Source organism: Streptomyces sp. NPDC093510 (assembly GCF_040683555.1).
Classification (GTDB): Bacteria; Actinomycetota; Actinomycetes; order Streptomycetales; family Streptomycetaceae; genus Streptomyces.
Genome location: NZ_JBFBEE010000019.1, coordinates 1 through 22,158, shown reverse-complemented (window position 1 = coordinate 22,158; position 22,158 = coordinate 1). Strand labels below are relative to the sequence as shown.

Genomic DNA, 22,158 nt, shown 5'->3' with positions numbered 1-22,158 from the left:
GATCAACGAATGCTCCGGGCGGCAACAGGTGTGCCGGAGAGGGAAGTCGGGAAGAGCCGCAGCAGCGAAGGCGTCGCGGCGATGGGGGCGGCAGTGGCGGACGATGTATTCGACTTCAGGCCCGGGGCCCAGGTTCCGCTCTCGGGCGCCGCGGGACAGACCGCGGCGACGCATGCCCTGGCCTCGGCCGCGTATCGCGACGGCGATGTCGACGGCATCCTGGCGGCCAACAGCGAGTGGCACAAGTCCGAGGTGAAGCCGGGCCTCTTCACTCTCTTCAAGCCGAACCTCGGCGAGGCGTTCGCGCGGACCGTGCAGGTGCGGATGCTGGGCGGCGGCCGCAATCCACTCATCCAGTCGTTCGGTACCGAGCCGCAGTCGGTCGTCGAGCACTGCCTCGCGGCGAACCGCATCCGCAAGGAGCGCGACAGCTGGCTGACCGCCGTGACGGTCCTGTGCGGCGTGCTGTTCCTGCCGGGCCTGCTCGTCTGGCTCCTCGTCTTCACCATCCGCAGGCAGGTCGCCAAGAGTGAGGACAAGCGCGCGGGCGCGCTCGCGACGGCCGTCCTGGTGGCCGTGGGCGTGCTCGCCGCCATCGCCCTCCTCAAGCTGCCGTTCGGCGGCTTCTGGGCCTGGTATCTGCGCGCGGCGATCGTGCTGCCCGTGGTGGGCTGGTTCTGGGCCAAGCAGATCGCCGAGCGCACCGCACGTGACCTGCGCGAGCGCTGGTCGAGCCTGCTCGCGGGCGGCGGCATCGGCGCCAAGATTCCCGAGGCGGTGCCCGGCAGCCCCGGCGAGACGGCCGCCGAGCGGCTCCGCCAGGGTCTGGCGAGGCTCTCCGCGGAGCAGCAGAGCAACTCCGTGTTCTACGCCGGGCCCAAGGGCATATTGGGCATGGGAACCCGCTGGGGCAGCTGGCAGCTGGCCGAGGAGCTGGCGCCCGCCGAGGCGGGCAAGGAGATCCACCCCTTCCGCAGCTGGGATGTCATACGCGCGGTGCACGACCAGCTGCGCATGCTGGAGCGTGGCCCGCTGCACACCGGCGGCTTCCCCACCCCGGACATAAAGCACTGGATCGTCTCCCCCATCGGCGAGAACGCCAAGGCGGTGTCCCGCCCCACGGGCACGGACGTCGAGGCCTTCCAGGTCCGCGGCCACGAGATACAGCGGATCTGCAACGAGCAGCAGTTCGGCAGCGGCAACCGCCACTACCTGGGCGTGCAGTTCACGCTCTGGGACGGCCAGTTGGTCATCACGATGCTGATCACGGTGACCGTGCTGCACGAGACACTGCGCATCGAGGTCACGGGCCACGCCCTGGGCCCGGTGCACTCGCTGTTCACCACCAAGCCCTCGCCCAAGACGAAGACGGTCGCCAAGCCGATCAGGTTCTGGGAGACCACCACGCGCAACCTGCCGCTGATCGACGCGGACGAGGTCGTGCGCCTCGCGGTCCGCGCCCCCTTCACCTGGTACCCGCCGCTCCTCGACTACCTCGGCGGCAAGCTGGTCCTGCCCGAGCCCTTCGGCCTGCGGCACGCCTGGGCGGACAAGCCGTGGCGGCACCGTTTCATGGCCGACGACGCGCTGCGCGCCGCCACGCCCGTGCTGCGCGTGGTGCACTCGGCGGCGATCAGGGTCCTCGACGAGAACGGCGTGAACACGGAGAAGTTCGGCGCACGCTCCGGCTTCCTCAGCGGGGCGATCCAGGACCCGATGCCAAGGAAGGCGGACGTGTACGACGCGTAGGGAGCGTGGGGCGCGTAGGGCGCGTAGGGCGTGTACGGACTAGAGGGCCGTGGGCCAGGCGTCCGCGAGCATCTTGCGGGTGTCGGCGAGCAGCTGCGGCAGCACCTTGGTGTGTCCGACCACGGGCATGAAGTTGGTGTCGCCGCCCCAGCGCGGGACGACGTGCTGGTGCAGGTGCGCGGCGATGCCCGCGCCCGCCACGGCTCCCTGGTTCATGCCGATGTTGAAGCCGTGCGCGCCGGACGCGGTGCGCAGCGCCTTCATCGCCTGCTTGGTGAGCTCGCCGAGCTCGGCGGTCTCCGGGCCCGTCAGGTCCGTGTAGTCGGCGACGTGCCGGTAGGGCACGACCATCAGGTGGCCGCCGTTGTACGGGTAGAGGTTGAGGACCGCGTACACGTGCTCGCCGCGGGCGATGACGAGCCCGTCCTCGTCGGACTTGGCCGGGATGGAGCAGAAGGGACAGCCGTCTTCGGCCCCCGGGCCCGTGGGCTTGTTCTCGCCCTGGATGTACGCCATCCGGTGGGGCGTCCACAGGCGCTGGAACGCGTCCTGCGACCCGACTCCGATCTGCTGCTCCGGCTCACTCGTCATGAGGTGCAGCATATGACTTCGCCCGTTCGGAGCGTGTCGGCGGGGCGGATACCCGCGGCCCCGCGGTGCAGCTTGGCCGATGATCTACGCGGTGCGGTCCGGCGCTGCTCGGCGCGGTGACCGGCTCGTTCTCGTCGTGGCCTGCTGCAGGTCTTCGCACGCGAGGGCGCCCCACAGGGGGTCGGGCACCCACGACACGAGGCCCCCGGGGAACACCCCGGGGGCCTCGTCACGCCTCGACGGCGACTGATCAGACCTGCGTCCGCTCCTCGACGACCTTCGCGATCTTCGCGATGGCCTCGTCGACGGGGATGCCGTTCTCCTGCGAGCCATCGCGGTAGCGGAAGGACACGGAACCGTTGTTCATGTCCTCGTCGCCCGCGATGACCATGAAGGGCACCTTGGCCTTCTGCTGGTTGCGGATCTTCTTCTGCATGCGGTCGGACGACGCGTCGACCTCGACCCGCAGCCCCTGGGCGCGCGCCTTCTCCGCGAACTCCTGGAGGTAGTCGACGTGGCCGTCACCGATCGGGATGCCGACGGCCTGCACGGGCGCGAGCCACGCCGGGAAGGCGCCCGCGTAGTGCTCGAGGAGCACGCCGAAGAACCGCTCGATGGAGCCGAACAGCGCACGGTGGATCATGACGGGCTGCTGGCGCGAGCCGTCCGCCGCCGTGTACTCCAGGTTGAACCGCTTGGGCTGGTTGAAGTCGACCTGGATCGTCGACATCTGCCAGGACCGGCCGATGGCGTCCTTGGCCTGGACGGAGATCTTCGGGCCGTAGTACGCGGCGCCGCCCGGGTCGGGCACCAGCGGCAGGTTCTGCTTCTCGGCGGCGAGCCGCAGCGCCTCGGTGGCCTCCGCCCAGTCCGCGTCCTCACCGATGAACTTGTCGGAGTCGTCGCGGGTGGACAGCTCCAGCTCGAACTCGTTCAGGCCGTAGTCGCGCAGCAGGTCGAGCACGAAGGTCAGGAGCGTGTCGAGCTCCTGCGGCATCTGCTCCTTGGTGCAGTAGATGTGCGAGTCGTCCTGCGTGAAGCCGCGCGAGCGGGTCAGGCCGTGCACGACGCCCGACTTCTCGTACCGGTACACGGTGCCGAACTCGAAGAGGCGCAGCGGCAGTTCGCGGTAGGAGCGCCCGCGCGACTTGAAGATCAGGTTGTGCATCGGGCAGTTCATCGCCTTGAGGCGGTAGTTCTGCTCGTCGAACTCGATGGGCGGGAACATGCCGTCCGAGTAGTGCGGCAGGTGACCCGAGATCTCGAAGAGCTTCTCCTTCGAGATGTGCGGGGTGTTCACGAACTCGTAGCCGGAGACCTCGTGGCGGCGCCTCGAGTAGTCCTCCATGACCTTGCGGATCACGCCGCCCTTGGGGTGGAAGACGGCGAGGCCCGGGCCGAGCTCCTCGGGGAAGGAGAACAGGTCCAGCTCGGAGCCGAGCTTGCGGTGGTCGCGCTTCTCGGCCTCGGCGAGGAACTCCAGGTGCGCCTTCAGCTCGTCCTTCGACGGCCACGCGGTGCCGTAGATGCGCTGGAGCTGCGGGTTCTTCTCACTGCCGCGCCAGTAGGCGGCGGCGGAGCGCATCAGCTTGAAGGCGGGAATGACGCGGGTCGTGGGCAGGTGCGGGCCTCGGCAGAGGTCCTTCCAGCACAGCTCGCCGGTCTTCGCGTCGAGGTTGTCGTAGATGGTCAGCTCGCCGGCGCCCACCTCGGCGTCGGCGCCGTCGGCGGCCTGCGCGGCGTTGCCCTTGAGGCCGATGAGCTCCAGCTTGTACGGCTCGTCGGCGAGCTCGACGCGGGCGTCGTCGTCGGTGGTGACGCGGCGCGAGAACTTCTGCCCCCGCTTCTGGATCTCCTGCATCTTCTTCTCGATGCGCTTGAGGTCCTCGGGGGTGAACGGCTCCTTGACGTCGAAGTCGTAGTAGAAGCCGTCCCGAATGGGCGGGCCGATGCCCAGCTTGGCCTCGGGGAAGAGCTCCTGCACGGCCTGCGCCATGACGTGCGCGGTCGAGTGGCGCAGGATGTTCAGGCCGTCCTCGGAGGAGATCTCGACGGGCTCGATCTCGTCGCCGTCCGCCACGGCGTACGCGAGGTCGCGCAGCTCACCGGCCACGCGCGCGGCGACGACGGTGCGCTCACCGGGGAAGAGCTCGGCGGCCGTAGTGCCCGTCGTCACCACGCGCTCTTCCCGCTCGGAATCGCGATGGATGATCACACGGACGTCTGACACCGGTCTCTCCTACCTGAAAGGGGGTGCGCCGCTCTCTGTCACGCGTGCGCAAGGGGAATCGTACCGAGCCGCGGGGCCCCGCCGCGAAACGGATCTCTCCGCACCCCCATCGCCCCCTTCATTACCCCCATCGACCCCTTCACTCCGTGCCGCACGCCTCCTCGAAGAAGTCTAGGTTCTCCTGGAGCGACTTCATGAGCCGGTCGCGCTCCGCGTCGTCCACCTGCACAGGCACCACCCCGGTCGCCCCGGTCAGCCTGCGGAAGCCGCCCCTGCTCTCCAGCCTCCCGTGCACCCGGATCGGCAGCCCGACCAGGTGGGCGTGGCCCGCGATGCGGTACGACTCCTCGTCCAGGGTCATCCTCACGTGCGGGACGTCGGCCCCCGCGATCACCCGGACGCGCACCGAGCCGTCCCCGCGCGGCGCCGCCCGCCGCATCCGCACCACGGCCCCGGTGATCCGCACCGGCACCGACGGCTCGGCGCGCAGGTACCACGCGCCCGCCTCACGCAGCGCCGCCAGGTCACCGGGCGAGAACTCGACGGGCTCGGCACCCGCCGCGCAGCCCTCGGGCACCCCGGCGCCCGGCGCCCACTCCACCGCGACGCGCGCCCCTTCCGTGCCGCGCACCAGCGACACGATCGCCTCGGTCAGCTCGTGGCTGACGCCCGCCTCGACCGCCCCGTCGAAGGCGTCCATGCCGCCGGTGGCGCGCCGGTAGTCGACGGCCTCCCGGGCCGCGTACAGCGCCTGGTGCAGCCGGACCGCGAGCGGCCGCCCGGTCACGACGGGGACGAAGGCGGTCAGCCGGCGCCCGCCGGTGGCGGGCCCCACCAGGACGTTCTCCAGAGACGCGGCGGCGGGCCCGCGGTGGCGCGCGCCGTGGTACCCGGCGCGGCCGCGCGCGGCGAGCGCCCCGGCGAGCAGCATCTGCCGCGCTGCGGAGCGCAGTTGTTCCTCCACGGGCCAGGTCGCGGTGTCCGCGGGCCCGACCGGCTCGTCGCGCCACCAGTGGATCTCGTCGCTGGGCACGGCGAGCCCGACGAGTACGTCGCGGGCCGCCGGCGAGCCGCTGCGGGTCAGCGCGACGAGCGCCTCGCCGATCAGGTCCTCGCAATCGGGGAACGCGCGGCTCTCGGGCACGAGCAGGCTGGTGCCGGCGCCGCCCGGGCCCGGCGGGGTCCACCGGGCATAGCGGCCGGGGGCACCGCCACGCCGCCGCCAGCCGTGCCGGGCGAGGAGCGCGCCGAGCACGGCGGGGTCGACGAGGGAGGGTTCGGGCGGCTGCGTCCACCGGGCCGCGGCCGGGGCGGGGTGCGGGCGGCCGGGAGGCAGGGGCTCGTCGTGGCCGAAGGGCTGGTCGAAGGGCTGGTCGAAGGGGCGGTGCATCAGGGCCTTCCTCCCGTCCCGACGCGCGTCATGATCTCGCAGAGGGCGCGGTCGTCGAAGATCCGCGAGGTCGGGACGCGCACGGTGGTCCTGCGCCGGCCGGTCACGGGGTGCCCGGCGAGGTTCGTCCAGTAGCAGCAGTGCCGCAGGTCGAGCCGGTCGTGGCCGGCGCGCAGCCAGTCGTCCTGGGACCGGGGCACGAGCATCACGACGAGGATCTTGTGGACCGAGACCGGGGTGCGGGCGAGCTTCTCCAGGTGTGCGTTGTCGAGCGTGAAGGAGAAGGCGGGCCCCGCCGGGTTCGGCGGTATCTGGTACGTGCACTTCAGCTGGACCTTGATGGTCACCTCGTCGTCGACCGTGTGTCCGGGCGCGCTGTGACTGACGTGCCAGTCGATGCCGTTGTCCGGGAACGGCTGGGAGAGCGAGCAGCCCGCGGCCGCCGCGACGGCGTGCAGGTAGCCCACCTGAAGCGTCTCCATACAGGCGGTGGTGGCGAGTGTGCCGCGCGGCGGTGCGATCCGCCCGGGCAGCAGCCCACCCTGTTCGGGCTGCGCGAGCGCCATGGTCAACAAGCCTTCCGAACCCGGTTGTTCCTCGCTCGGGCCGTCAATTCCGAAGCCCCGTACCTCTGTTGTCTCCGGGCCGCGTACAGCGCAAACGGCCCGGGTATCACCGTCGTGGGCAGGGGACCGAACGTCATCTGCCGGGACTGATCGAGGAGTTGCAGCGCCATGACGTGCTGGTACGAGGGCCCCTTGGCCGCATTCGACACGGAGACCACGGGCGTCGACGTCGAGACCGACCGGATCGTGTCGGCCGCCGTCGTCGTCCAGCAGGGCGCGGGCACCCGGCCGCGCATCACCCGCTGGCTGGTGAATCCGGGCGTACCCGTGCCCGAGGCCGCCACCGCGGTGCACGGGCTGACGGAGGATCACCTGCAGCGCACCGGCCGCTGGCCCGCGCCGGTGATGGAGGAGATAGCGCGCGATCTGGCCGAGCAGGGCGCGGCGGGGCGGCCGATCGTGGTGATGAACGCGCCGTTCGATCTGACCATCCTGGACCGGGAGTTGCGCAGGCACCGCGCCTCGTCGCTCAGCCGCTACATGGAGGGTTCATCGCTGTGCGTGGTCGACCCTCGGGTCCTGGACAAGCACCTGGACCGGTACCGCAAGGGCCGCCGCACGCTCACCGACCTGTGCGCGCACTACGAGGTGGAGCTGGCCGACGCCCACGACGCGGCGGCGGACGCGCAGGCGGCACTCGATGTGGTGCGCGCGGTGGGGCGCCGTTTCGCGGAGCGCCTGGAGCGTCTGTCGCCGGCCGAACTGCACACGCTGCAGGCGGTCTGGCACGCGGCGCAGGCGCGTGGTCTGCAGGCGTGGTTCGCGAAGAGCGGCACGCCGGAGGCCGTGGACCCGGCGTGGCCGCTGCGTCCCGAACTGCGGGCGGCCGCCTGAGGCGGGGCCTCGGCGGGCAAGAAAAAACCGGTCCGTCTGCTGACGGACCGGCATTCTCCGGGTGGGCGATACTGGGTTCGAACCAGTGACCTCTTCGGTGTGAACGAAGCGCTCTCCCACTGAGCTAATCGCCCGGGAACGCACTGAACAATACAGGTCCTGGCGCCGTTCCTTCAAACCGCTGCCAGCCGGGCCGCGAGCCCTCTCCGTCCGGCGCGCATCATCAGGGCGTGGTTGAGCAGGAACAGGGGGCGCCCCGGGAGGGCGAGGCGCCTCATCAAGGGCCTGCGCACGTCGACCTCCTGGTCGTAGCGGGCCCGCGCCCCGGTGGGCGTGGCAGTGACGGTCCAGCGCGCCCAGCCGTCCAGGTCCCCCGTCATGCCGATCTCCAGGATTCCGGCGGCGGGGTCCCTGCGCCGTTCCTCCGCGGTGACGACCAGGTCGTACGGGAGGAAGGACCGGAAGCGGACGACGCCGCTGCGGTCGTCGAGCGGGTTCACCTCGCGGACCTGCGGCCACCACTGCGGATAGTCCTCCGCGCACTCCAGCGCGGCGTAGACACCGGAGGGTGCGCCTGGCAGGTCCCAGACGCTGCGGAATCGGTAGTGGCACCAGTCCATGGACCGAGTGTGCCCGCTCGCGCGCCGGATCTGAGTATCCGCCTGAGTACGCGCGCCCATGCCGTCCGGCGTGGCGCGGACCACACTCCCGGTCATGACGAACTTTCCGCCCCCCGCCGAGGAGCTCCGCCTCCTCGACCGGGAGCTGCGCCAATTGGAGGCGCACAGGACGCTGTTGCTGCAGCGCCGGGTCTGGCTGCTCGGCGTCCTGCGCGCGGCGGGACCGGCCGGGCCGCCCCCTCGCCCGGCCGGTCCGCCCGCACCGGCGGCCGCGCCGCCGAGCGCACAGAACGTCCTGCTGACACTGGGCGGGGTGCTCCTGACCGTCGCGGCGATCGCCTTCACGGTGGTGAGCTGGGGCCACTTGGGCATCGGCGGCCGCAGTGCGGTCCTCGCGGCGGTGACGCTGGCGGCGCTCGCCGTTCCCGCGCTCCTGCTGCGCCGTGCGCTGCGTTCGACGGCGGAGGCGGTGGCGGGCCTGGCGCTCGCGCTGACCGTCCTCGACGCGTACGCGCTGCGCTATGTGGCGCTTCCCGACACCGATGCCCTCGGTTACGCGGCCGGTGCCTCCGCGGTCCTCGCCGCGCTGTGGGCGGGGTACGGCCTGCTGCTCGGCGGGCTGCGCCTGCCGCTGCCGGCGGCGGTCGCGACGGCCCAACTGCCGCTGGTGCTGTGGGCGGGCGCCGCGGACGCGGGGGAGCACGCGGTGACGGCCGCGCTGCTCGTCACCGCGGCCTTCGACACGGCCCTCGCGCTGTGGGCGGGCGTCCGTTCCGTACGGGTCGTCGCCACGGCCGGTGCCTGTGTACTGGGTCTGTGGGGTGCGGCGGGCGCCGGCTGGCTCTCCGTGCAGGCCACTGACCCGGCCGGGGCGGCTCGCGCGGGCGTGCTCCTGCTGTTCGCCGCCGTGATCGCTCTGGCGGCCGCGTGGTGGGCGAAGGTTACGGAGGTCACGACCGGCACGGCGGCCTTCGGCGGCCTGCTCGTGGTGGCCGCGTCCGGTGGGGTGCTGCGGACCGCGCTGCCCGCGGCGTGGACGGTGCCGGTCCATCTGGCGTGCGGCGTCGCGCTGTTGGCGGTCGCCCGCACCGCGCTGCCCCGGCCGCTGCGGCGCGGGGTCGTGGCGGCATCGGGGGTGGTGCAGGGGCTCGCGGTGCTGTGGGCGCTCCCGGTCACCGGGGTGGCTCTGCTGGGGCCGTCCGGCTGGGCGACCCGGGTCTGGTCGGGCGCGCCCTCGGACGCGCGGGACGCCCTGCTGGTCGAGCTTCCCTTCGCTCATCCGCTCCTCGCGCCGCCTCGCCCAGCGGGCCGGCCGCCACGACGAGCACGGCGGCGACGGCCGCGAGCACCGGCGGCGCGGCGCGCGGCCCGCTACGGGGCGCCGGTGCTCGCCTGGTCGGCGGCCGTCGCGCTGCCGGCCGCGCTCCGGCTTCCGTACGCGGCCGGGGTGTCGGCGCAGATCGTGGTGACCGCGGTGCTGCTCGCCTTCGCCGTACGCGCCGCGTCCGCCGCGCCGGCCAGGACCGGCCCGGCCCTGACCGCCTCGGTCCTGGCGCTGCTGTCCTCGGTGAGCGTCGTCTTCCTCTCGCTGGCCACCACCACGGCCACCCTCACCACGCTGGGCGTGCTCACCGCGCTCCACCTCGCCGCCTGCGTGCGCACGGTGCGCGCTGCGGCGTCCCCCTCGGACACAGAGACGGACACAGCGGCGGGCACAGAGACGGGCACAGCAGCGGGCACAGCGGTGCTCACCGCCTGCGCGGCCCTCGCCCTAGCCACCGCGCTGGCCTGCGCCGCGGGCGCCGCGTGGGGTCTGCGCCCGGAGCACACCGGGCTGCTCACCCTCACGGTCCCGGCACTCGCCGCGCTCGCCGCCGCCCGTCTCGGCCGGCACCCGCTCACGGCACCCGTCGAGATCATGGCGGCCGCGTCCGGAACCGTCGCCGTCCTGCTCGCCGCGGACGACGCGCCCACACTGGCGCTCGCCCTCTCGCTCTGCGGGCTCATCGCGTCCGGCGTCGCGCTGCGTCCGGACCGCCGGTTCGTCGGGTACGCGGCCGGTGCGCTGTTCGTCCTGGCGAGCTGGGTCCGCCTCGCCTCGTGGGAGGTGTCGGCCCCGGAGGCGTACACGCTGCCGGTGACCGTGCCCGTGCTGCTCCTCGGCCTGCTGCGGCGGCGGCGCGACCCCGGAACCTCCTCCTGGACGGCGTACGGCCCAGGGCTCGCGGCGACGCTGCTGCCGAGTCTCGCGGCCGCGTGGAGCGACCCGTACTGGCAGCGTCCGCTGCTGCTCGGCACCGCGGCTCTCGCCGTGACGCTGGCGGGCGCCCACCACCGGCTGCGCGCCCCGCTCGCCCTCGGCGGCTCGGTCCTCGCCCTGACCGCGCTGCACGAACTGGCCCCTTACATCGTGCAGGTGGTGGACGCGCTGCCCCGCTGGCTGCCGCCGGCTCTCGCGGGACTGCTGCTCCTCGCCGTCGGCGCCACGTATGAACAACGCCTGCGTGACGCGCGCCGGTTGCGGAATGCGCTCGGCCGAATGCACTGATTCCGGGGCGCCGCCACGACAGGTGGCCGCAATGGACTCATATGTGGACCCGTCAATTCCCTTGAAAGGCACGGGAATACGAGAACGGCCCGGAGGCAAAAGCCTCCGGGCCGTAATCCGGGGTGGGCGATACTGGGTTCGAACCAGTGACCTCTTCGGTGTGAACGAAGCGCTCTCCCACTGAGCTAATCGCCCCGGGCGCAGAGAGAACATTACCGCATGTCAGCGGGTGCTCAGGACCGCCCCGGAGTCACCCGGAGGTCACTCCTTGATCTCCCACGGCATCGCGATGCCGAACTTCCACACGTAGATACCGACGAGCACGGCGACGATCACGAGGCCGACCGTCGTCAGGATGATGTTCCGGCGCCGCACCTTGGGGTCGAGCGCACGCTGTGCGGCCTCGGTGACCTTGCGCTTCGTCCAGCGGAGCACCAGCTGGGCCCAGACGAACTCGGTCGCCCAGATCGCCATGCCGCCGAAGATCACCAACCAGCCCGGACCGGGCAGGGGCAGCATGATGATGCCCGCCACGACGACCGCGAGACCCACGATGAAGACGCCGACCTGCCAGCTCAGATGCAGCGCCCTGCGTGCCTGGACGAATCCCGGCGCCCGCGAGCCGAGCGGCTGGTCGTGCTTGACTCCGGCGGCCGGATCGGTGACCTCCGCCGACTCGTTACTCCCCGTATTCATGCGGCCAAACCTTACCGGACGGAAACCGGTCACCGGAATGGGTGCACGAACAGACGGGACAACCCGCCATACGAGGCACCTAAAGACACGCAAAGCCCTCAGAGGGGTTTACAACGGCACCGTAGGTGGCATGTCGATTTCGCCGACGTGCGAATCCCCGAGCGCACACTGAGCGAAAGGCCCTGGCGCTTATGAACACCACGGTCAGCTGCGAGCTGCACCTGCGCCTCGTTGTGTCGAGCGAGTCCTCACTGCCTGTACCCGCAGGACTGCGGTATGACACGGCCGATCCCTATGCCGTGCACGCCACCTTCCACACCGGAGCCGAGGAAACCGTCGAGTGGGTGTTCGCCCGCGACCTCCTCGCCGAGGGCCTGCACCGGCCCACCGGTACCGGCGACGTCCGAGTCTGGCCGTCCCGGAGCCACGGTCAGGGCGTTGTCTGCATCGCCCTGAGTTCCCCGGAGGGCGAGGCTCTGCTCGAGGCCCCGGCGCGGGCCCTGGAGTCCTTCCTGAAGCGAACGGACGCAGCCGTGCCACCCGGCACGGAACACCGCCATTTCGATCTCGACACGGAGCTCTCACACATCTTGGCCGAGAGCTAAGCGCCACAAGGGCGCGTCGAGAACCGCCACCACGCCGTCCGACTCGGGGCGACGGCGCAAGCAGTCACGACACAACGACACAAGGCGAACAGATGCAGACACCGGCGCCGTCGCCGCGGACCTTCCGCGGCGACGGCGCCGGTGCGTCCCGTGGGGAAGCCGCTAGCATCGGCCAGCATCGGCGGGCATGAGCCCGACCTCCAGGCCAGGGAGCGAATCGTGCTGATCACCCACGACACCCGGTGTTCTCTCGACGCCGTGGTCGATCTGGTGAACACCGCACCGGAGACGAACGGCACAGACGGGCTCGCGGACGTGGCATCGCTCGGTGAATTCGTACGAAGCCACGACGTGAGCGACGTCGGAACGCTCACCGAGGGCGACCTCGCCGACGTCCACCGCATCCGCGCCCGCTTCGGGGAGGTCTTCGCCGACCCCGAGCCGCAGGCCGCGTCCACGATCCTCAACGAGCTGATCGCGACGGCGGGCACCACGCCCCGGCTCACCGACCACGACGGCTACGACTGGCACATCCACTACTTCGCCCCCGGGGCGTCCGTCGCGGACCACCTGGCGGCCGACTGCGGCATGGCCCTGTCCTTCTTCCTCGTCGCCGGGGAGCAGGAACGGCTGCGGCGCTGCGAGGCCCCGGACTGCCGGCACGCCTTCGTCGACCTCTCACGCAACCGCTCGCGCCGCTACTGCGACAGCCGCACCTGCGGCAACCGTCTGCACGTCGCCGCGTACCGCGCCCGCCGCAAGGAGGCCGCGGGCTAGCGCGGCCGCGGGGCCAGGGCCAAGGCCAAGGGCTAGAGCAGCAGCAGGTCGTGCAGCGAGGCCACGAGGATCAGAGTGCTGATCACCGCCAGGAAGATCATCAAAGGTGGCTGGGAGAGGGCGAACAGACAGCCCTGCCGCTCCCCGTCGCCGATGGGCCGCTCCGCTTCGCCGTCGGTGGCGTGCCGCTCTGCGTCGGCAGGTCGTCGCTCATGGGCCGGTGCCGCTTGCCTGCCGTCGTCCGGCGGGGCGGCATCGCCCTCTGTGGTGGTGTCCAGCATCTCGCGGTGATGATGACGCAGCCGACGGGCGGCCGCCCGCCAACACGCCCGGTCGGAGCGGGAGTTCGCCGGAACCCGTGAACAGGCGAAAGTCCAGCGTCCGGCACGTTCCGTCCATGGCTCACGGCCGCATTCCCTCGCCAGACTCGGCGGCACCGACCGCACTCGAACGAGGGAGCCGCTCATGTCCATGGAACGCAGACGGCTGTTGACGACCGCGCTCGGCATGGCGGCGCTCGCGGCCGCACCGCCCGGCGCCGCGTCGGCCGTCACCGGCCGCCCGGGCCCGTGGCACCGCGTCCCGCACCGCGGCATCCGCCCCGACGACCCGGACGGCCGCGCCCCGCTGCCGGGCCCGCGGCGCGGCTTCCGTTACGAGATGTCGTACAACGCCCGCGACCTGACGAGCCCCTGGCCGAACGAGCAGGACCACTCCCCCGACGCCGCGAGGACGCTCGACCTCCTGGAACGCGAGTACGGCCCCGGCGCGAACCTCACCCAGCTGTACTTCTACCTCTGGGAGTACGCGACCTCGACGATCCCGCGGAGCGCGCTCGACAACATCGAGAGCGTCTTCCGGGGACTGCGCGCCAAGGGGTACGCGGCCGTCCTGCGCTTCGTGTACGACGACGGGGTGCGGGAGAACCGGCGCTACACCGTGCAGGACGTCCAGCGGCACATCGGGCAGCTGGCGCCGCTGGTGGCACGCAACAGCGATGTCGTCGCGGTCTGGCAGGCGGGGTTCCTCGGCACCTGGGGCGAGTGGCACGGCAGTCACTACCGGCACGAGACGTATCCCGACGCCGTCACGGCCGTCATGACGACCCTCGTCGAGGCGTTGCCGCCCGGCATGCACACCCAGGTCCGGTACGCCGAGCAGCGCGACATGATCACCAACAGGGCGATCCTGGACCGCGTCGGATTCCACAACGACTACGTCACGCTCGGCGAGGGCCTCTGGGACTACTACGTTCCCGGCAACCCCGGCTGGCCGGCCTACCTCGACGTCTCACGGACGCGGATGGTGGACGGCGAGATGCCCTGGGACAAGGGGCAGAGCTCCGACCCCTACGCCTGGAGCACCGTCATTCCGGGGATCGCCGCGGCACGACGGCTGCAGACGCTCCGCTTCGACACCCTCTCCCTCGTGCACAACGCCACGGTCACGGTGCCGGGCTGGAAGGCCGCGCGGCTCACCGAGAGGCAGGCCGTGGAGGCCCGGCTGCCGGTCTCGGACGGGTACTTCGAGGACCGCCGGGGGCGTGCCGTGGCCCGCAGCCAGTTCGAGTACCTCCGCGACCACCTGGGCTACCGGGTGGAGGTGCGGGAGGCACGCTATGACCTGGGGGAGGCCCAGCGGCGCGGGCGGCTCCCGGTGGAGGTCGACGTGGTCAACCGCGGGTTCGCGCCGCCCAAGCATCCGCGTCCCGTACGGCTGGTCCTGCTGGACACGGCGGGGCGGACGGTGGCGTCGGCCGACACGGGGGCGGACTGGCGCGACTGGCTGCCCCAGGGGCGCTCGGAGACGGACGACGACCACTCGGCGCCCGCGCCCTCGACCGTCCGCGCGGAACTCGCCCTCCCCGCGGGCGCGCGCGGCCCGCATCGGGTGGGACTCGCCCTGCCGGACCCCGCCTTTCCTGCCCGGGGCAGGGCCGTGCGGTGCGCGAACGCCTCCGTCGACTGGGTCGACGGCGTCAACGTCCTGGCGGAGGTCCGGCTGGGCCGGTGAGGTCCGTCAGATGCCGTGCTTCTTCAGGATCGCCTCGATGTCGCTGAAGTCCTCCGCGGGGGCGGCCTTCTGCGGCTTGGCCGCGGGCCGGCCGGCGGCGAGGTGGGCGCCCGCCCCGAGCGAGGGCGCAGACGCGGCGGGGGCCACCGCCTCCCGCTGGGCGGCCTTCGCGGCCTTGCGCTCCTTGCGGGTGCCGCCCGTGCGGCGCTCCACCGCGCGCGTGCCGAGGAACATGAGCCAGGCCGCGCCGAGCACTCCGAAGCCCACCCACGCCTTGAGGCTGAACGCCGTGTCCGCCGCCCAGCCGACGACTCCCGTCAGCACCAGACCTATCGGCACCAGGGAGTACGCCGCGAGACGGGCCGCGGAGAGGAACCGCTTGCGGTAGGCCGTGACCGCGGCGATGCCGAGCCCGGCCGCGGATACGGCGGAACAGACGGTCTCGGCAATCATCCGGTCCTCCAGGCATGCAGGCGTGCGTCGGGAAAAGACGCTCTCGTCCCTTCCATCCTGCACCGGACGGGCGTCGCCTAGCCATGTCCCGGTCGGACCTCAGGGACATTTCCGGGTCATCTCGGGGTCCGGCCTCCTCCCCAGGTGCCGGTCGGCGGCTCCCTCTCCCGGTTGGGGAGCACGTCCACGGGCTGGAAGACTGTGCCCATGAGCGACTCCCCTGCCGACCACCCCACCCGCCCCGTCGTCCTCGACATCTGGTGCGAGCTGCAGTGCCCCGACTGCCGTACCGCCCTCGACGACGTGCGCGCCCTGCGCGCCCGCTACGGCGACCGCGTCGAGCTGCGGCTGCGGCACTTCCCCCTCGAGAAGCACAAGCACTCCTTCGCCGCGGCCCAGGCCGCCGAGGAGGCCTTCGAGCAGGGCAAGGGGTGGCCGTACGTGGAGGCGGTGCTCGCCGGAGTGGAGAACCTCGACCGCGACGGCGAGAAGTACCTGGTGGACACCGCCCGCGGACTCGGCCTGGACGCCGAGGAGTTCGACACGGCCCTGATCGACGGGCGGCACATCCTGATCGTCGACGCCGACCAGGCCGAGGGCAAGGCGCTCGGCGTCACCGGCACGCCGACGTACGTCATCGGTGGCGAGCGCCTGGACGGCGGCAAGAGCCAGGAGGGCCTGCGCGAGCGCGTCGAGGAGATCACCGACCTCCTTCTCGCGGCGGACGGCAGCTAGAGCAGCGGACGGCGGCTAGAGCAGCGGCTTGTAGAAGTAGTACGAGACCGTTTCGTAGTCGAGCGACTCGTACAGGCACAGGGCCCGGTCGTTGTCGGCGAGGACGTTGAGGCCGATGCGGTCCCGGTCCGCCGCGCGGCCTTGGGCCTCCGCGAGGTGCATCAGGGACCGGCCGTGCCCGTGACCGCGGTGCTCGGCGTCGACCGCGACGTCGTAGACGAACGCGTCGCCGTCGAGCACCGAGAGCCACAGCGTGCCCACCCTGGCGCCGTGGTGGGTGAGGACACTCAGCCAGGTGTGCGGCGTCGCCAGGCCGCGCGGCAGGCTGCGGGCGTGGTCGGCCTCGGACTTGGCGCGCGCCTCGGGCTCGGGCACGCCGCGGTCCGTCCAGGTGCTCGCGTACAGCTCCTTCGCGCGCACCAGCCACGGCTCGTACTCGGCCTCCGTCATCGGGCGCCCCTCGGTGCCGGCGGGCAGTGGGGGCGCGCTGTCCGTGAGCGGCTTCGTCAGCCTGCGGCTCCGCTCGACGTAGCCGAGCGCCGTGACGAGGCGCAGCCCGGCCGCCGCGTCGGCGGGGACAGTCGTCTCGATGCGCGCGCAGCCCCAGCCGCGCGCCACCTCCTCCGCCGCCAGGGCCGCCACCGTCCCGCGGCCGCGCCTGCGGTCCGGCTCCGCGATCCGCAGGTCGTGGAGCCGGCAGACCCGGGGACCGAAGACCTCGTGCGTGGCGAGGCCTATCGACCCCACGGGACGGCTGTTGACGCAGACGTCGTACGTGCGCGCCTTGGCGCCGTCGGCGCCCTGCTGAAGCGGCCCGGTCGGCCGCAGGGTCGTGGTCATCCCTCTCGTTCTACCCGCCCCGGGCCCGCAGCGTCACCGGGGTTTCCCCGGACTTACGGATCCAGGTCGTCCGCCGCCCGCTCGTCGAACACCCGCATCGCCTTGGTGGTCACTGGCCCCGGGGCCAACGGGAGTTGGCGTCCGTCGACACGGTGCACGGCCTGCACGTCGCGCAGCGTCGACGTCAGGAAGACTTCGTCGGCGCGGTCCAGGACGTCCAGGGGCAGGTCCGTCTCGTGTGCGCCCGTCCATTCGACGGCCAGCTCGCGCGTGATGCCCGCGAGGCACCCGGAGGCGACCGGCGGGGTGTGGATCTCGCCGTCGAGCACGACGAACACGTTGGACCCCGTGCCCTCGCAGAGCTGTCCGACGGTGTTCGCGAACAGCGCCTCCGTAGCGCCCTGTTCGCGCGCACGGGCCAGGGCCACGACGTTCTCCGCGTACGAGGTGGTCTTGAGGCCGGCCAGCGCGCCGCGTTCGTTGCGGGTCCACGGCACCGTGACCACCGCGGTGGTGTCCGGGCGCCGCTGGACCTCGCCGAGGGCGACGACGAGCGTGGTGCCCTGGTCCCCGCGGTCGGAACCGAGCGGCGAGAGGCCTCCGGTGTAGGTGATCCGCAGGCGGCCGAGCGGGAGCGGGTTGGCGTCCAGGACGGCGGCGCAGCCGCGGCGCACCTCGTCGAGGTCCGGCTCGGGCAGCCCGAGGCCGCGCGCGGAGCGCGCGAGCCGGGCGAGGTGGCGGGTCAGGGCGAACGGCCTGCCATCGACCGACTTCACCGTCTCGAAGATGCCGTCGCCGACCGTCAGCCCGTGGTCGAGCACGGAGACGCGGGCGTCGTCGAGGTCCTGCAGCCCGCCGTTGAGCCAGATCTTCACGTTTCGGTTCCTCCGCTCTCTGCGTACGTTCCCGACGCTACCGCCAGCAGCCGCGCCGCCTTCAGCTCGGTCTCCCGCCACTCCCCCTCGGGGTCGGAGCCCCAGGTGATGCCCGCCCCGGTGCCGAAGCGCAGGACGCCCTCGGCCCGGTCGATCCAGAAGGTGCGGATGCCGACGGCGAGCTCCCCGGTGCCGCGGTCGGCGTCGACCCAGCCGATGCCGCCGCAGTAGGGGCCGCGGGGCGCGGTCTCCAGCTCGTCGATGATCCGCAGCGCGCTGGACTTCGGGGCGCCGGTGACGGAGCCGGGCGGGAACGCCGCGTCGAACAGCTCGGGCCAGCCCGCCCCGGGGCGCAGCTCGCCGCCGACGGTGGAGACGAGGTGGACGAGCCCGGGGTGCTTCTCGACGACGCAGAGGTCGGGGACGGTCACCGAGCCGGTCGCGCAGACACGTCCGAGGTCGTTGCGGACGAGGTCCACGATCATGACGTTCTCGGCGTAGTCCTTCTCCAGGAGGTCCGCCTCGGTCCGGCCGGTGCCCTTGATGGGCCCCGACTCCACGAAGCGCCCCGCACGGCGCAGGAAGAGCTCGGGGGAGGCTGTGGCCACCTCCACGCCGTGCTCCGGCAACCGGATCGTTCCGGCGTAGGGGGCGGGGTTCCCGCGCGCGAGGAGGGACGTCAGGGCGTCCACGTCGGCGTCGGCGGGGACGGGCGCGGACAGCACGCGGCAGAGGTTGGCCTGGTAGACCTCGCCGGTGGCTATGTACGCGCGTACGCGCCGTACGCCCTCCGTGTACGCGGCGCGGTCGAGGGACGACGTCCAGTCCTCGGCGGCCGGGCCGTGCCACTTCCCCGGGACGGGGGCGGGCACGGCCTCCGGGCGCACGTCGTCGAAGCGGGCGCAGACCATGCCGCCCTCGAAGTCCGCGGAGACCGCCCAGAAGCCGGTGGAGTCCAGGGCCGCGGGGTCGCTGGTCACGTCGCGCAGACCGGTGGCCACGAGACCGCCGAAGCGCGCCATGGGAGGGAGCGTGGAAGAGGACGTCAGAGGGGGGCTGTGCACGGCTGTGAGTCTATGACCGGCGTCCCGGCCGCGCCTCGGGCCGACGACAGCGCAGCACGCTGCGCAAACGCGTTTTTGTACTGGCCCAGGAATCCGCTAGAGTTCAACACGTCGCCGGGACGCGCAAGCGGACCGGGAAAGACAAGCGGACGTAGCTCAGTTGGTAGAGCGCAACCTTGCCAAGGTTGAGGTCGCCAGTTCGAACCTGGTCGTCCGCTCGCAGGAAAGTGGGGGATCTTCCCGAACCCCCGCACTCCTGGTGGAGTGGCCGAGAGGCGAGGCAACGGCCTGCAAAGCCGTCTACACGGGTTCAAATCCCGTCTCCACCTCCAAGGACGATTAGCTCAGCGGGAGAGCGCTTCCCTGACACGGAAGAGGTCACTGGTTCAATCCCAGTATCGTCCACTGGATCTTGGTGAAGGCCGATGAAGATCGGTTTCATGGAGATCGTCCCGCGCGATTAGCTCAGCGGGAGAGCGCTTCCCTGACACGGAAGAGGTCACTGGTTCAATCCCAGTATCGCGCACGCAGTACGCAGCACGCACCACATGCAGCACGCATCACATGCAGGTTGCCCCGCGCGATTAGCTCAGCGGGAGAGCGCTTCCCTGACACGGAAGAGGTCACTGGTTCAATCCCAGTATCGCGCACCATCCATACGAAGCCCCCGGCCGTTTCCACAGCTGGGGGCCTCGTCGTTTCCCGGGGCCTGGACGGTCCCGGGAAACGGGGTCACTCAGGACGAGAAGAGCATGTGCCCGAAGCTCTTGTGACGCTTGTGGCCGTAGTGGTCACCGTGGCCGTGGTGACCGCCGTGACCGCCGTGGCCGCCGTGCGGGGCGCCCCAGGCCGGCGCCGGGGCCGCGGGGTATGCCTGAGGGGCGGTGGGCGGCGCGGGGTATGCCTGGGGCGCGGCGGGCGGCGGAGGAACCTGCGGGCCGCCCCACTGCGTCTCCAGACGGGTCAGCGACTCCAGCTCGCCGTAGTCCAGGAAGATGCCGCGGCAGTTGTTGCACTGCTCGATCTGGACGCCGTTGCGGTTGTACGTGTGCATCGGTGCGTGACACTTGGGGCACTGCATGGATGGCTCAACTCCTCGCCGGTGGTGACTGCTTCGCCGGGAGGCTGCCCGGCTTCGGTGCGTTGCACCCTACTTCGTCGCCTCCGAGGCCAACTCCGGCGGGCGAGCGGGCACTCCGGACATCCGGTCACAGGCGTCGACCAGGGCCTGCTCGACCTCGTCCAGGGCGCGGCCCGCGGCGACCGCCTTCGCGATCGCAAGGGCGGCGGTCTGCACCGTCAGGGCGCGGGCGGGGACGTCCAGGGCCCGCCAGGGGTCGGAGCCGTCCGCGGGGACCGCCCGGCCGCCGGCCCTCCGGTAGGCGTCCAGGAAGCGGGTCCACTCCTCCGGAGTGAGCAGGCCGCACGCGTACCAGGCGGCGGGGCGCGCCAGGTCCCACGCGGGATCGCCGGCCCCCAGGTCGTCCACGTCGATGAGCAGCCAGTGCCCCTCGGGGGCGGCGCGCACGAGCTGGCCCAGGTGGAGGTCGCCGTGGCACAGGTGCCGGGGGCCGGGGGCGGGGGCCTCGGCGCGGGCCCAGGGCGGCAGGCCCGCCCAGGCGCGCAGGACCGGGGGTGCGGCGGGGTGCGGGCCCGCGGCCCGGAGCCGCTCGACGGCCCTTGCCGCCTTGACGGGGCCACGCATCGGCGGAAGCGGGTGCGGCAGCCCGGCCAGGGGGGTGGCATGCAGGCGGGCGAGGAGGTTGGCGGCGGCCTCCCACGGGGCGGCGTCGGGATCGTCGCGGTCGACCGGGGTGCCGTGGGGCCAGAACGTGACGAGGCGCCCCTGAAGCTCGCTGGCCGCGGGGCGCAGAGGGGCGAGCAGGACATCGGGAAGGCGGGCGGCCACATCGAGGCGTACCGCCAGATCGGCGGGGTCCGTGTCCGGGGCGTGGGCCTTCGCGACGATGCCGCCGTGACGGACGACCGTGGCATCCGCCCGGTCGGCCAGCACCGCGCCCCCGTCACCGCAGACGCAGGGCCCGCCGGGCCGGGAGTGGGCTGCTGTGCGGGCCTTGAGGGCCAGGGCGGAGATGATCGCGGCGGTCACGGGCTTCCGTACGTCGATGGGTCTGTCGCCGAAGGGTACGGGTTCCCTGCGGGGCTCTTCCTCGCCGCCCGCCTGGCCGTAGGCGTCCCGGGCCCCCAGCCCGGCTCGGGTCTCCCCGGTCCGACCCTGGGGAGGCGCGCCGACGGGGCGCCCACGGGGGCCTTGACCGAGGCGACCCGACCGCCCGCGCGCGCTTCGCCGCCGCCGGGCACGCATACGCATGCGGCGCTGCTTGTTCGGCCGGGGGGGCAGTGCGCCTGGCCCGGTGGCGTGGGTGGCGGTTGTTCCGCCTCGGGGGCAGTGTGCCGAGGCTGGTGGGGTGGGTGGCGGTTGTTCCGCCGGGGGGCAGTGCGCCCGGCCGGTGGCGTGGGTGGAGGTTGTTCCGCCTCGGGGGCAGCGCGCGAGATCCGTGGCGCGGGTGCCCCGCGGGTGGCGGCCGGATGCCGGAGTCCAGGTGGCGCGGCAGCCGTTCGCGCCGCGCCAGGGCGAAGCGGGGCCGAGGGGCGGGTAGGTGAGCGGGCGGCGATCCATCGGGGGGTTGGTGCGGGCGAGCCCCGGGTGCCGGGGCGGCGGTGCGGTGGTTTCCCACGGGCACCAGTGACGCCCTTGTGGCGTCGTACGTGTGCTTGCGAGTTATCCGCCACGGGTGGCGCGGCGGCGGGGCCGTAGTGGGTTCGGTGGCAGGGCCGCGGTCAGTGCGGTAGCAGCGGCGGCTGGGGTGAGCGGGCGCAACCGGGCGGGTCAGCTGCGGTGGCCGGGCAGCGGTGGGCGGAGGGGTGGGGCGGTCGGGCGGCGGTCAGCGCGGTGGCGGGCCAGCTGGGCTGGGTGGCGGGACGGCGCTGGACGCGGTGGGCGGCGGTCAGCGCGGTGGCGGAGCGGGGGCAGCTGGAGTGGTCGAACCGCGGTGAACACGGTGGCGGGGCAGCTCGGCTGTGGCGGACGGGCGGTTGCGGGGTCGCGGCTGGTGCGGTGCCCAGGCGGATCGGCTGTAGCGGACGGAGGTGGCGGCGTCGCGGCTGGTGCGGTGCCCTGGCGGCTCGGCGGGGGGGGCCGGGTGGGCGGTGGCCGGGAGGCTCGGCAGGGGGGCCGGGTAGCGGTGCCGGGAGGCTCGGCAGGGGGGCCGGGTAGCGGTGCCGGGAGGCTCGGCAGGGAAGCCGGGGGGCGGTGCCGGGGGCTCGGCGGGGCGCGGCCAGCGCGGTGGCCGGGCGGGCGTGGGCACTTGGGCGGGTCGGCTGGGCTGTGGCGGGCGGGCGGGCCACGGTGCCCTCGGTGGCCGGGCGGCTGGGGTGGCCGGGGGTGGTGGGCGATGGGCTCAGTGGCGGGGTGGCGGGGTGGCGGGGCAGTGGTGGTGGGCGCGGTGATGGGGTGGGGTGGCTTGGCTGTGGCGGACGGGCGAGATCGG

General features: G+C 72.6%; 20 protein-coding genes and 7 tRNA genes. 12 read left to right on the top strand and 15 right to left on the bottom strand.

The annotated features are described in order from the left end of the window. Positions 1–81 precede the first annotated feature (81 nt). Positions 82–1,749 (top strand): hypothetical protein, encoded by a 1,668-nt coding sequence (locus AB0N81_RS28240; protein WP_365363094.1) that lies wholly within the window; start codon positions 82–84, stop codon positions 1,747–1,749. A gap of 39 nt (positions 1,750–1,788) precedes the next feature. Here the strand turns inward: AB0N81_RS28240 and AB0N81_RS28235 are convergent, their stop codons facing one another. The 4 genes from AB0N81_RS28235 to AB0N81_RS28220 form a co-directional block, all read right to left on the bottom strand. Continuing rightward, positions 1,789–2,352 carry an HIT domain-containing protein gene (locus tag AB0N81_RS28235; protein WP_365363092.1) on the bottom strand — a complete coding sequence of 188 codons (564 nt, stop codon included), beginning with the start codon at positions 2,350–2,352 and terminating at the stop codon, positions 1,789–1,791. Positions 2,353–2,590: 238 nt separating this feature from the next. Beyond that, entirely contained in the window at positions 2,591–4,570 is a 1,980-nt protein-coding gene (thrS, locus tag AB0N81_RS28230) for a threonine--tRNA ligase (protein ID WP_365363090.1), read from the bottom strand. A 139-nt stretch (positions 4,571–4,709) separates the two neighbouring features. After that, a complete protein-coding gene (locus AB0N81_RS28225) occupies positions 4,710–5,960 on the bottom strand; it encodes a hypothetical protein (RefSeq protein ID WP_365363088.1) in 1,251 nt (416 codons plus the stop codon). Next, the gene (locus tag AB0N81_RS28220) at positions 5,960–6,526 is read right to left on the bottom strand and encodes a DUF4365 domain-containing protein (RefSeq protein ID WP_365363086.1); all 567 of its coding nucleotides are present in this window, start codon (positions 6,524–6,526) and stop codon (positions 5,960–5,962) included. The genes AB0N81_RS28225 and AB0N81_RS28220 overlap by 1 nt, the downstream gene beginning before the upstream one ends. 168 nt (positions 6,527–6,694) lie before the next feature. Between AB0N81_RS28220 and AB0N81_RS28215 the strand changes: the two genes are divergently transcribed. Further along, the gene (locus AB0N81_RS28215; RefSeq protein ID WP_365363084.1) at positions 6,695–7,420 is read left to right on the top strand and encodes a 3'-5' exonuclease; all 726 of its coding nucleotides are present in this window, start codon (positions 6,695–6,697) and stop codon (positions 7,418–7,420) included. A gap of 62 nt (positions 7,421–7,482) precedes the next feature. Here AB0N81_RS28215 and AB0N81_RS28210 read toward each other — a convergent pair. Both AB0N81_RS28210 and AB0N81_RS28205 read right to left on the bottom strand, forming a co-directional pair. Then, positions 7,483–7,554 (bottom strand) — tRNA-Val (locus AB0N81_RS28210). A gap of 39 nt (positions 7,555–7,593) precedes the next feature. Further along, positions 7,594–8,040, bottom strand: a complete 447-nt coding sequence (locus AB0N81_RS28205) for an SRPBCC family protein (protein ID WP_365363082.1) — start codon at positions 8,038–8,040, stop codon at positions 7,594–7,596. 94 nt (positions 8,041–8,134) lie between these two features. On the opposite strand from AB0N81_RS28205, the gene AB0N81_RS28200 reads away from it, so the two are divergent. After that, the gene (locus tag AB0N81_RS28200) at positions 8,135–10,588 is read left to right on the top strand and encodes a hypothetical protein (protein WP_365363080.1); all 2,454 of its coding nucleotides are present in this window, start codon (positions 8,135–8,137) and stop codon (positions 10,586–10,588) included. Between the two features lie 123 nt (positions 10,589–10,711). Here the strand turns inward: AB0N81_RS28200 and AB0N81_RS28195 are convergent. Next, positions 10,712–10,783 (bottom strand) — tRNA-Val (locus AB0N81_RS28195). 66 nt (positions 10,784–10,849) lie between these two features. Continuing rightward, positions 10,850–11,284, bottom strand: coding sequence for a TIGR02611 family protein (locus AB0N81_RS28190; protein ID WP_365363078.1), 435 nt, complete (start codon positions 11,282–11,284; stop codon positions 10,850–10,852). Positions 11,285–11,475: 191 nt separating this feature from the next. Between AB0N81_RS28190 and AB0N81_RS28185 the strand changes: the two genes are divergently transcribed. Continuing rightward, positions 11,476–11,889 carry an SsgA family sporulation/cell division regulator gene (locus AB0N81_RS28185; RefSeq protein ID WP_003959770.1) on the top strand — a complete coding sequence of 138 codons (414 nt, stop codon included), beginning with the start codon at positions 11,476–11,478 and terminating at the stop codon, positions 11,887–11,889. Positions 11,890–12,108: 219 nt separating this feature from the next. Next, positions 12,109–12,666, top strand: a complete 558-nt coding sequence (locus tag AB0N81_RS28180) for a CGNR zinc finger domain-containing protein (protein ID WP_365363076.1) — start codon at positions 12,109–12,111, stop codon at positions 12,664–12,666. A 32-nt stretch (positions 12,667–12,698) separates the two neighbouring features. Here the strand turns inward: AB0N81_RS28180 and AB0N81_RS28175 are convergent, their stop codons facing one another. Next, the gene (locus tag AB0N81_RS28175; protein ID WP_365363388.1) at positions 12,699–12,947 is read right to left on the bottom strand and encodes a hypothetical protein; all 249 of its coding nucleotides are present in this window, start codon (positions 12,945–12,947) and stop codon (positions 12,699–12,701) included. Between the two features lie 184 nt (positions 12,948–13,131). Between AB0N81_RS28175 and AB0N81_RS28170 the strand changes: the two genes are divergently transcribed. Continuing rightward, positions 13,132–14,679, top strand: a complete 1,548-nt coding sequence (locus AB0N81_RS28170; RefSeq protein WP_365363074.1) for a DUF4874 domain-containing protein — start codon at positions 13,132–13,134, stop codon at positions 14,677–14,679. 6 nt (positions 14,680–14,685) lie between these two features. Here AB0N81_RS28170 and AB0N81_RS28165 read toward each other — a convergent pair whose 3' ends face one another. Next, the gene (locus tag AB0N81_RS28165) at positions 14,686–15,132 is read right to left on the bottom strand and encodes a hypothetical protein (RefSeq protein WP_365363072.1); all 447 of its coding nucleotides are present in this window, start codon (positions 15,130–15,132) and stop codon (positions 14,686–14,688) included. Positions 15,133–15,339: 207 nt separating this feature from the next. On the opposite strand from AB0N81_RS28165, the gene AB0N81_RS28160 reads away from it, so the two are divergent. Further along, positions 15,340–15,867: a DsbA family protein gene (locus tag AB0N81_RS28160; RefSeq protein WP_365363070.1), complete on the top strand. Its 528-nt coding sequence runs from the start codon at positions 15,340–15,342 to the stop codon at positions 15,865–15,867. A gap of 15 nt (positions 15,868–15,882) precedes the next feature. Here the strand turns inward: AB0N81_RS28160 and AB0N81_RS28155 are convergent, their stop codons facing one another. Genes AB0N81_RS28155 through AB0N81_RS28145 form a run of 3 tightly spaced genes read right to left on the bottom strand, consistent with a single transcriptional unit; the run spans position 15,883 to position 18,604 of the window. Continuing rightward, positions 15,883–16,707: an N-acetyltransferase gene (locus tag AB0N81_RS28155; protein ID WP_365363068.1), complete on the bottom strand. Its 825-nt coding sequence runs from the start codon at positions 16,705–16,707 to the stop codon at positions 15,883–15,885. Positions 16,708–16,760: 53 nt separating this feature from the next. Beyond that, a complete protein-coding gene (locus AB0N81_RS28150; protein ID WP_365363066.1) occupies positions 16,761–17,582 on the bottom strand; it encodes an aminodeoxychorismate lyase in 822 nt (273 codons plus the stop codon). Next, positions 17,579–18,604 carry a chorismate-binding protein gene (locus AB0N81_RS28145; RefSeq protein WP_365363063.1) on the bottom strand — a complete coding sequence of 342 codons (1,026 nt, stop codon included), beginning with the start codon at positions 18,602–18,604 and terminating at the stop codon, positions 17,579–17,581. The genes AB0N81_RS28150 and AB0N81_RS28145 overlap by 4 nt, the downstream gene beginning before the upstream one ends. Positions 18,605–18,791: 187 nt before the next feature. On the opposite strand from AB0N81_RS28145, the gene AB0N81_RS28140 reads away from it, so the two are divergent. The 5 genes from AB0N81_RS28140 (at position 18,792) to AB0N81_RS28120 (ending at position 19,299) form a co-directional block, all read left to right on the top strand. Then, a tRNA-Gly gene (locus AB0N81_RS28140) sits at positions 18,792–18,864 on the top strand. A 40-nt stretch (positions 18,865–18,904) separates the two neighbouring features. Next, a tRNA-Cys gene (locus AB0N81_RS28135) sits at positions 18,905–18,978 on the top strand. A gap of 1 nt (position 18,979) precedes the next feature. Then, a tRNA-Val gene (locus AB0N81_RS28130) sits at positions 18,980–19,051 on the top strand. Positions 19,052–19,100: 49 nt separating this feature from the next. Continuing rightward, positions 19,101–19,172, top strand: a tRNA-Val gene (locus tag AB0N81_RS28125). A 52-nt stretch (positions 19,173–19,224) separates the two neighbouring features. Beyond that, positions 19,225–19,299 (top strand) — tRNA-Val (locus tag AB0N81_RS28120). Positions 19,300–19,382: 83 nt separating this feature from the next. Here AB0N81_RS28120 and AB0N81_RS28115 read toward each other — a convergent pair. Both AB0N81_RS28115 and AB0N81_RS28110 read right to left on the bottom strand, forming a co-directional pair. Beyond that, positions 19,383–19,727, bottom strand: a complete 345-nt coding sequence (locus tag AB0N81_RS28115; protein ID WP_365363061.1) for a zf-TFIIB domain-containing protein — start codon at positions 19,725–19,727, stop codon at positions 19,383–19,385. A 69-nt stretch (positions 19,728–19,796) separates the two neighbouring features. Then, complete coding sequence (locus tag AB0N81_RS28110; protein WP_365363058.1) at positions 19,797–20,756, bottom strand: aminoglycoside phosphotransferase family protein; 960 nt, start codon at positions 20,754–20,756, stop codon at positions 19,797–19,799. Positions 20,757–22,158: the final 1,402 nt, after the last annotated feature.

What these genes read in the sequence shown, in the direction of transcription:
- AB0N81_RS28240 (WP_365363094.1), top strand. Translation starts at nt 82, where the DNA reads ATGGGGGCGGCAGTGGCGGACGATGTATTCGACTTCAGGCCCGGGGCC.
- AB0N81_RS28235 (WP_365363092.1), bottom strand. Translation starts at nt 2,352, where the DNA reads ATGCTGCACCTCATGACGAGTGAGCCGGAGCAGCAGATCGGAGTCGGG.
- AB0N81_RS28225 (WP_365363088.1), bottom strand. Translation starts at nt 5,960, where the DNA reads ATGCACCGCCCCTTCGACCAGCCCTTCGACCAGCCCTTCGGCCACGAC.
- AB0N81_RS28220 (WP_365363086.1), bottom strand. Translation starts at nt 6,526, where the DNA reads ATGGCGCTCGCGCAGCCCGAACAGGGTGGGCTGCTGCCCGGGCGGATC.
- AB0N81_RS28215 (WP_365363084.1), top strand. Translation starts at nt 6,695, where the DNA reads ATGACGTGCTGGTACGAGGGCCCCTTGGCCGCATTCGACACGGAGACC.
- AB0N81_RS28205 (WP_365363082.1), bottom strand. Translation starts at nt 8,040, where the DNA reads ATGGACTGGTGCCACTACCGATTCCGCAGCGTCTGGGACCTGCCAGGC.
- AB0N81_RS28200 (WP_365363080.1), top strand. Translation starts at nt 8,135, where the DNA reads ATGACGAACTTTCCGCCCCCCGCCGAGGAGCTCCGCCTCCTCGACCGG.
- AB0N81_RS28190 (WP_365363078.1), bottom strand. Translation starts at nt 11,284, where the DNA reads ATGAATACGGGGAGTAACGAGTCGGCGGAGGTCACCGATCCGGCCGCC.
- AB0N81_RS28185 (WP_003959770.1), top strand. Translation starts at nt 11,476, where the DNA reads ATGAACACCACGGTCAGCTGCGAGCTGCACCTGCGCCTCGTTGTGTCG.
- AB0N81_RS28175 (WP_365363388.1), bottom strand. Translation starts at nt 12,947, where the DNA reads ATGCTGGACACCACCACAGAGGGCGATGCCGCCCCGCCGGACGACGGC.
- AB0N81_RS28170 (WP_365363074.1), top strand. Translation starts at nt 13,132, where the DNA reads ATGTCCATGGAACGCAGACGGCTGTTGACGACCGCGCTCGGCATGGCG.
- AB0N81_RS28165 (WP_365363072.1), bottom strand. Translation starts at nt 15,132, where the DNA reads ATGATTGCCGAGACCGTCTGTTCCGCCGTATCCGCGGCCGGGCTCGGC.
- AB0N81_RS28160 (WP_365363070.1), top strand. Translation starts at nt 15,340, where the DNA reads ATGAGCGACTCCCCTGCCGACCACCCCACCCGCCCCGTCGTCCTCGAC.
- AB0N81_RS28155 (WP_365363068.1), bottom strand. Translation starts at nt 16,707, where the DNA reads ATGACCACGACCCTGCGGCCGACCGGGCCGCTTCAGCAGGGCGCCGAC.
- AB0N81_RS28145 (WP_365363063.1), bottom strand. Translation starts at nt 18,604, where the DNA reads ATGGCGCGCTTCGGCGGTCTCGTGGCCACCGGTCTGCGCGACGTGACC.
- AB0N81_RS28115 (WP_365363061.1), bottom strand. Translation starts at nt 19,727, where the DNA reads ATGCAGTGCCCCAAGTGTCACGCACCGATGCACACGTACAACCGCAAC.